4 protein-coding genes, 19 tRNA genes and 2 rRNA genes (1 of these 25 running past the window's edge) are annotated in these 6,824 nt (G+C 43.7%); 24 read left to right on the top strand and 1 reads right to left on the bottom strand.

What is annotated here, in order from left to right; genetic code table 11:
* The 22 genes from ABC357_RS19970 to ABC357_RS19865 form a co-directional block, all read left to right on the top strand.
* Positions 1–221: ribosomal RNA gene (locus ABC357_RS19970) — 23S ribosomal RNA — on the top strand; it begins 2,715 nt to the left of the window's first position.
* Between the two features lie 64 nt (positions 222–285).
* Positions 286–401, top strand: a 5S ribosomal RNA gene (gene rrf / locus ABC357_RS19965).
* 42 nt (positions 402–443) lie between these two features.
* Positions 444–518 (top strand) — tRNA-Glu (locus ABC357_RS19960).
* A gap of 16 nt (positions 519–534) precedes the next feature.
* Positions 535–610: transfer RNA gene (locus tag ABC357_RS19955), tRNA-Val, on the top strand.
* Between the two features lie 16 nt (positions 611–626).
* A tRNA-Thr gene (locus ABC357_RS19950) sits at positions 627–702 on the top strand.
* Positions 703–708: 6 nt separating this feature from the next.
* Positions 709–784 (top strand) — tRNA-Lys (locus tag ABC357_RS19945).
* A gap of 7 nt (positions 785–791) precedes the next feature.
* Positions 792–876, top strand: a tRNA-Leu gene (locus ABC357_RS19940).
* Between the two features lie 3 nt (positions 877–879).
* A tRNA-Gly gene (locus ABC357_RS19935) sits at positions 880–954 on the top strand.
* Positions 955–967: 13 nt separating this feature from the next.
* Positions 968–1,044 (top strand) — tRNA-Arg (locus ABC357_RS19930).
* 5 nt (positions 1,045–1,049) lie between these two features.
* Positions 1,050–1,126, top strand: a tRNA-Pro gene (locus ABC357_RS19925).
* A gap of 12 nt (positions 1,127–1,138) precedes the next feature.
* Positions 1,139–1,214, top strand: a tRNA-Ala gene (locus ABC357_RS19920).
* Between the two features lie 15 nt (positions 1,215–1,229).
* A tRNA-Ser gene (locus ABC357_RS19915) sits at positions 1,230–1,322 on the top strand.
* Positions 1,323–1,337: 15 nt separating this feature from the next.
* A tRNA-Asp gene (locus ABC357_RS19910) sits at positions 1,338–1,413 on the top strand.
* A 141-nt stretch (positions 1,414–1,554) separates the two neighbouring features.
* Positions 1,555–1,638: transfer RNA gene (locus ABC357_RS19905), tRNA-Tyr, on the top strand.
* 13 nt (positions 1,639–1,651) lie between these two features.
* Positions 1,652–1,725, top strand: a tRNA-Trp gene (locus ABC357_RS19900).
* Between the two features lie 12 nt (positions 1,726–1,737).
* A tRNA-His gene (locus ABC357_RS19895) sits at positions 1,738–1,813 on the top strand.
* A gap of 19 nt (positions 1,814–1,832) precedes the next feature.
* Positions 1,833–1,907: transfer RNA gene (locus tag ABC357_RS19890), tRNA-Gln, on the top strand.
* Positions 1,908–1,912: 5 nt separating this feature from the next.
* Positions 1,913–1,986: transfer RNA gene (locus tag ABC357_RS19885), tRNA-Gly, on the top strand.
* A gap of 9 nt (positions 1,987–1,995) precedes the next feature.
* Positions 1,996–2,072: transfer RNA gene (locus tag ABC357_RS19880), tRNA-Ile, on the top strand.
* Positions 2,073–2,093: 21 nt separating this feature from the next.
* Positions 2,094–2,168 (top strand) — tRNA-Asn (locus tag ABC357_RS19875).
* Positions 2,169–2,198: 30 nt separating this feature from the next.
* Positions 2,199–2,272 (top strand) — tRNA-Arg (locus tag ABC357_RS19870).
* Positions 2,273–2,421: 149 nt separating this feature from the next.
* The gene (locus ABC357_RS19865) at positions 2,422–3,486 is read left to right on the top strand and encodes an undecaprenyldiphospho-muramoylpentapeptide beta-N-acetylglucosaminyltransferase (protein WP_412889330.1); all 1,065 of its coding nucleotides are present in this window, start codon (positions 2,422–2,424) and stop codon (positions 3,484–3,486) included.
* Here the strand turns inward: ABC357_RS19865 and ABC357_RS19860 are convergent.
* A complete protein-coding gene (locus tag ABC357_RS19860; protein ID WP_412889329.1) occupies positions 3,483–3,764 on the bottom strand; it encodes a hypothetical protein in 282 nt (93 codons plus the stop codon). The two genes, ABC357_RS19865 and ABC357_RS19860, sit on opposite strands and share 4 nt — an antisense overlap.
* Before the next feature lie 238 nt (positions 3,765–4,002).
* On the opposite strand from ABC357_RS19860, the gene ABC357_RS19855 reads away from it, so the two are divergent.
* Positions 4,003–5,250 (top strand): MFS transporter, encoded by a 1,248-nt coding sequence (locus tag ABC357_RS19855; RefSeq protein WP_412889328.1) that lies wholly within the window; start codon positions 4,003–4,005, stop codon positions 5,248–5,250.
* A gap of 44 nt (positions 5,251–5,294) precedes the next feature.
* Positions 5,295–6,785 carry a glycoside hydrolase family 32 protein gene (locus ABC357_RS19850; protein WP_412890083.1) on the top strand — a complete coding sequence of 497 codons (1,491 nt, stop codon included), beginning with the start codon at positions 5,295–5,297 and terminating at the stop codon, positions 6,783–6,785.
* The last annotated feature ends 39 nt before the right edge of the window (positions 6,786–6,824 follow it).

Below are 6,824 nucleotides of genomic sequence, written 5' to 3'. Positions count from 1 at the left end.
CCTCTGGTGTACCAGTTGTCTTGCCAAAGGCATCGCTGGGTAGCTATGTGCGGACGGGATAAGTGCTGAAAGCATCTAAGCATGAAGCCCCCCTCAAGATGAGATTTCCCATAGCGTCAAGCTAGTAAGACCCCTGAGAGATGATCAGGTTGATAGGTTCGAGATGGAAGTGTGGCGACACATGGAGTTGACGGATACTAATCGGTCGAGGACTTAACCAAATTGTTGTTTGATTTACTTTTGACTCTGTTATCTAGTTTTGAAGGAATAACATTCCTTTATATGTCTGGTAATGATGGCGAAGAGGCCACACCCGTTCCCATTCCGAACACGGAAGTTAAGCTCTTCAGCGCCGATGGTAGTTGGGGGTTTCCCCCTGTGAGAGTAGGACGTTGCCAGGCAAACCCCAACAGGGGTATTTATTTTGGTTTTTATACAAAATAGGCCCGTTGGTCAAGCGGTTAAGACACCGCCCTTTCACGGCGGTAACACGGGTTCGAATCCCGTACGGGTCACCATTTCGATTATCATACTGGAGGATTAGCTCAGCTGGGAGAGCATCTGCCTTACAAGCAGAGGGTCGGCGGTTCGATCCCGTCATCCTCCACCATATTTTCTTTAATAATGCCGGTGTAGCTCAGTTGGTAGAGCAACTGACTTGTAATCAGTAGGTCGGGGGTTCGACTCCTCTTGCCGGCACCATTTGAAGAGCCATTAGCTCAGTTGGTAGAGCATCTGACTTTTAATCAGAGGGTCGAAGGTTCGAATCCTTCATGGCTCACCATTTATATGCGGGTGTGGCGGAATTGGCAGACGCACCAGACTTAGGATCTGGCGCCTTACGGCGTGGGGGTTCAAGTCCCTTCACCCGCACCATTTGCGGAAGTAGTTCAGTGGTAGAATACAACCTTGCCAAGGTTGGGGTCGCGGGTTCGAATCCCGTCTTCCGCTCCATACTCATTTATATGCGCCCGTAGCTCAATTGGATAGAGCGTCTGACTACGGATCAGAAGGTTATGGGTTCGACTCCTTTCGGGCGCGCCATATTTCGGGAAGTAGCTCAGCTTGGTAGAGCACTTGGTTTGGGACCAAGGGGTCGCAGGTTCGAATCCTGTCTTCCCGACCATTCATTATATTTGGGGCCTTAGCTCAGCTGGGAGAGCGCCTGCCTTGCACGCAGGAGGTCAGCGGTTCGATCCCGCTAGGCTCCACCATTCCATTTATCATACGGAGGTATACCCAAGTCCGGCTGAAGGGATCGGTCTTGAAAACCGACAGGGGCTTAACGGCTCGCGGGGGTTCGAATCCCTCTACCTCCTCCATTTTTTTTGAATAGTGGTCCCGTGGTGTAGCGGTTAACATGCCTGCCTGTCACGCAGGAGATCGCGGGTTCGATTCCCGTCGGGACCGCCATTTAATTAAATTTCCAGTTTGATTTTTGCTATGGATAACGAATCGCAGCAGATCGATAGGGAAAGAGCAACAGCTTTAACCTGATAAATCGATTCATTTCCAAGCATCATTCTTCAATGTTGCTTATTTTTTATATTATACGGAGGGGTAGCGAAGTGGCTAAACGCGGCGGACTGTAAATCCGCTCCTTCGGGTTCGGCAGTTCGAATCTGCCCCCCTCCACCATTTGTCCTTTCATAGGGGCATAGTTTAAAGGTAGAACTACGGTCTCCAAAACCGTCAGTGTGGGTTCAATTCCTACTGCCCCTGCCAATTCTTATTATGGCGGCTGTGGCGAAGTGGTTAACGCATCGGATTGTGGTTCCGACATTCGTGGGTTCGATTCCCATCAGCCGCCCCATTTTTTATAACTCTATTATTGGGCTATAGCCAAGCGGTAAGGCAACGGATTTTGATTCCGTCATGCGAAGGTTCGAATCCTTCTAGCCCAGCCATTTTTGCGGGTGTAGTTTAGTGGTAAAACCTCAGCCTTCCAAGCTGATGATGAGGGTTCGATTCCCTTCACCCGCTCCAAATATGAATGGGCCTATAGCTCAGCTGGTTAGAGCGCACGCCTGATAAGCGTGAGGTCGGTGGTTCGAGTCCACTTAGGCCCACCATTACATACATTATTTTATTGTTCCGCAGTAGCTCAGTGGTAGAGCATTCGGCTGTTAACCGAACGGTCGTAGGTTCGAGTCCTACCTGCGGAGCCATTTTTTTATCTGTACTTTACATATTGTCATGCGCCTTTAGCTCAGCTGGATAGAGCAACGGCCTTCTAAGCCGTCGGTCAGAGGTTCGAATCCTCTAAGGCGCGTAAAAAACTAATCTCAAACAAATGAGATTAGTTTTTTTTATGCACATATCTACTTCTTCAATTTTTCATGTCCTTTTTCTTTGTAGCATGTGAGGGTGCTGTTCCCATATAATGTATAGTAAGATGTCGAGGACTAAGGGAGAATAGATGTGAAAAAGAGAATTGTATTTACAGGCGGGGGTTCTGCCGGGCATGTTACTCCGAATATAGCGATTATGGATGAGCTGGATAAACAGGAATGGGAAATCAGCTATATCGGTTCGAAAAGAGGCATAGAAAAAGAGCTTATGTCCCATGCAAATGTCCCCTATTATGGAATCAGCAGCGGAAAGCAGAGAAGGTATGTCTCTAGGGAAAATGTGACAGATCTTTTCAAAATAGTTAAAGGATGTGTGGAGGCACGCAGGCAGTTAAAAAAGCTTAAGCCCGCCCTTGTTTTTTCAAAGGGAGGTTTCGTATCTGTCCCGGTGGTCGTTGCAGCTAAATCTCTGCGTATTCCTGTCTATCTGCATGAAAGTGATATGACCCCTGGACTTGCTAATAAAATTGCCAAACGGTTTGCCACGACTATTTTTACATCATTCGAGGAAACGAGCCTATATTTCCCTGTTCAAAAAACGTTGGTAACAGGTTCGCCTATACGGAAAGAACTGTTATTAGGATCAAAGGAAAAGGCAAGGAGGCAGTGGGAATTAGATGGTAAGCGCCCTGTCCTGACTATTGTGGGAGGGAGCCTAGGGTCCAAGTCTATTAATGAAGCAGTGAGAGGGACATTGAATGTATTGTCCCGCCGATACTCGATTATACATATATGCGGTAAAAATAACATAGACAATCACTTCTTGTCTGCACCTAATTACTTGCAATTCGAGTATGTGCAGGAGGGTCTAGCCGATCTATTGGCTGCAACAGATCTAGTGGTCACAAGAGGCGGATCCAATGCTTTATTTGAGTTTCTGGCTTTGAATATCCCTATGCTCATCATCCCCTTAAGTGTTCAGCAAAGCAGGGGAGACCAAATCTTGAACGCCGAGTCCTTCACTTCCAATGGATATGGAATTACATTGCCGGATGAAGAATTAAGTGGAAAGACCTTGCTGGATGCACTGGAAAAATTAGAAAGCCTTAAAAAAGGCATCAAACAAAACATGATAAAATCAACACAAAGCAATGCGTTGCCTATTATTGTGCAAGAAATAAATAAACACCTCTAATTCTCATTAGAGGTGTTTTTAGCTGGAAGATACTTGCCCAGTATTTCATTGAAAAGCTCTATTGGAAGCTCCATCCTCGGAGAATAGGAGATACTGTCATAAATCGTATAGTCTATTCCAGTGGCGGTCAGGGTAAAATCCATGCAAACAGGAGGATTAGAGGAAATGACACTGACCAAACGTTCATTTTTTTCATTTTGCTTGACCAATATTTCATAGCCTTTTTTCGAGTGGCGCTCAATGACCGTATATTTACGATTAGTGAAAAATTGGACCATAAATGAATTCCCTCCTCTGTATAAGCAATATTCGCCGTTTCATTGAATATTTCCTACATGCTCTAAGGGTTCTTTTTTCTTTTTTGTAAAAAGTGGACTTTATATGCTTTTTTAATATAATATTTTCTATTGACGATTTATGAAAACGCTTTTATAATTTAGTTAATCGATTACGTAAACGATTAACTTAGCAGCATGTATCTTCAACTAGATAGTTTGAGAGGAACGTGAATCAGTTATGAGTATCGGAACAAAACGAAATTATTGGTTATTGAGTGCATTTTTCTTTTTCTACTTCTTTACTTGGTCATCCTGTATGTCTCTATTCTCTATTTGGTTGGGGCAGGATATACAATTAAGCGGTGCCAATACAGGTGTTATTTTCTCTGCGAATGCTATTATGGCCTTAATTATGCAGCCATTGTACGGTGTTATTTCCGATAAAATTGGATTAAAGAAACATATGCTATGGTTTATTGTCGGCTTGCTGGTATTTGTCGGCCCATTCTTCATTTACATATATGGACCATTATTAAAATATAATGTTCTGCTTGGAGCTATTGTCGGCGGTATGTATCTTGGAGCCGCTTTTCAGGCAGGCTGTGGAGCTGTTGAATCATATATCGAAAAAATTGGCAGAAGATGCGATTTCGAGTATGGAAAATCAAGAATGTGGGGTTCGCTTGGTTGGGCTGCAGCGACATTCTTTGCAGGGCAGCTTTTCAATATTAACCCTAATATCAATTTTTGGCTGGCATCCGGTTCGGCCATCTGTTTGATTGCCATTCTCCTACTGACAAAAATTGAAGAGGCAGATGGCAATGACGAGGAAAAAGAAGAGCCAATCAAAATGAAAGATGTATTTTCTCTATTAAAACTTAAAAAGTTTTGGTTCTTCGTACTCTATGTGTTTGGCGTAGTTTGTTTCTACTCTGTCTATGACCAACAATTCCCGATCTATTTCTCATCTTTGTTTACTGATGCTAGCACAGGCAACCAGTTATACGGGTATTTGAATTCTTTCCAGGTCTTCATGGAAGCCGGAATGATGTTTGCAGCTCCTTTCATTGTGAATAAACTAGGAGCGAAGAAATCGCTAATACTTGCAGGTTTTATCATGGCAACTCGTATAATCGGTTCCGGCCTGGCTGTAGAGCCAATCGGAATTTCCTGCATGAAAATGCTCCATGCCCTTGAGCTACCGATTATGCTGATTGCAATATTTAAATATCTGGCGCAAAACTTCGATAATCGGTTATCGTCAACGCTTTACTTGGTAGGATTCCAATTTTCGAGCGCTATTGCGGCTGCATTTCTATCGCCTGTATTTGGCAGGCTATATGATTCAATCGGCTTTGATTCTGTTTATTTCATCATAGGGGGCATTGTCCTTACCTTCAATATCATTTCTTATTTCACATTAATCAATGATCCAAAAGATACATCATCTCAATCAATGGATACAAGGGAAGCAAAGGTTTCATAATCAGAAAGGAAGATGTATAGATGGCACAGACAATTTTAGAAAAAATGACTAAACTTGATGAAGCAAATGAAGCGGTCATGAAACGCGCTGAAACGATCGGCAAACAATATCGGCTAGGTTACCATATCATGGCTCCTGCAAATTGGATCAATGATCCGAATGGTCTTGTCTATTTTAATGGCGAATACCACGCATTCTATCAGCATCACCCGTATGATGAACATTGGGGACCGATGCACTGGGGCCATGCAAAAAGTAAAGACCTTGTCCATTGGGAGCATCTTCCGATTGCTCTTGCCCCTGACCAAAACTATGACCGTGATGGCTGCTTCTCGGGAAGCGCAGTCGTAAAAGGCGATCAATTGTTTTTGATCTATACAGGACATGTGTGGGTAGACAGGGAAAAGGATATCGCCATCCAAACACAATGCATTGCTTCAAGCCAGGATGGAATTACATTTACGAAACATCCTAATAATCCGGTTATAAAAGAAGTGCCTTCCGACAGTACAGGACATTTCCGAGATCCTAAAGTATGGGAGAAGAATGGCATATACCATATGGTCCTCGGCAATCGGACTACGGATGATGTCGGGCGTGCCATTTTGTATTCATCATCCGATTTGGTGGATTGGGCATATGATGGAGTACTTGCACAGGCAGATGAAACATTAGGGTATATGTGGGAGTGCCCGGATTTCTTCCGAGTGGATGGAAAGGACGTACTGTTCTTCTCGCCGCAAGGAATGAAGGCTGAGGGAGATTCATACCAAAATCTGCACCAAACCGGCTATTTAGTAGGTTTATACAATGAAGAGACAAAAACATATGAACATGGCCCATTTGAGGAATTGGACAATGGCCACGACTATTATGCAGTCCAAACACTGCAAGACGATAAAGGAAGACGCATTGCCATTGGCTGGATGGATATGTGGGAGTCGGACATGCCTACGAAGGAAGACGGCTGGTGCGGTGCGATGACACTGCCTAGAGAAGTATCTGTTAGTCCGGAAAATAAAGTGATTATGAAGCCGGTAACGGAGTTGAAGATGTTACGTAAAGAGAATCATACCATTTCCAAAACTGAACTGAATGAAGAAGAAGCAATTACAGCAATAAAAGGAGATTTATTGGAAATCGAGCTTGAATATTCCCTCAAGGATGTGACAGCGAATGAATTCGGCATCTGTCTTAGACGCAGTGAAGATGGCACAGAAAAAACGGTTATCGGTGTGAACATGGATGAAGCGAACATATTCATTGACCGTACTGCCTCCGGTAAAGGTGTGACAGGTGTCCGGAAAACGATGATCGATTTGGAAAAGGAAACATGCAAGATCCATATCTATCTGGACCGTTCTTCTGTTGAACTATTTGCTAATGGTGGAGAAGTTAATATGACCAGCAGAATCTACCCTGATCCAACAAGCTTGCATATCAGCTTATTTGCCAAAGGCGGCAAGGTGACATTAATCAAATCCAATATTTGGACTTTGGAAGATGTTTGGGAAACAGGAAGTAAATCATTATAATAAAAAAATAAGAAAAAGCCAAAAATGAAGGGGCATTTT

The organism is Bacillus kalamii (assembly GCF_047238185.1).
GTDB lineage: Bacteria > Bacillota > Bacilli > Bacillales > DSM-1321 > Bacillus_AD.
The sequence above is the reverse complement of the archived record's forward strand: the minus strand, read 5'-3'. Positions and strand labels throughout refer to the sequence as shown.

What these genes read in the sequence shown, in the direction of transcription:
- ABC357_RS19855 (WP_412889328.1), top strand. Translation starts at nt 4,003, where the DNA reads ATGAGTATCGGAACAAAACGAAATTATTGGTTATTGAGTGCATTTTTC.
- ABC357_RS19860 (WP_412889329.1), bottom strand. Translation starts at nt 3,764, where the DNA reads ATGGTCCAATTTTTCACTAATCGTAAATATACGGTCATTGAGCGCCAC.
- ABC357_RS19850 (WP_412890083.1), top strand. Translation starts at nt 5,295, where the DNA reads ATGACTAAACTTGATGAAGCAAATGAAGCGGTCATGAAACGCGCTGAA.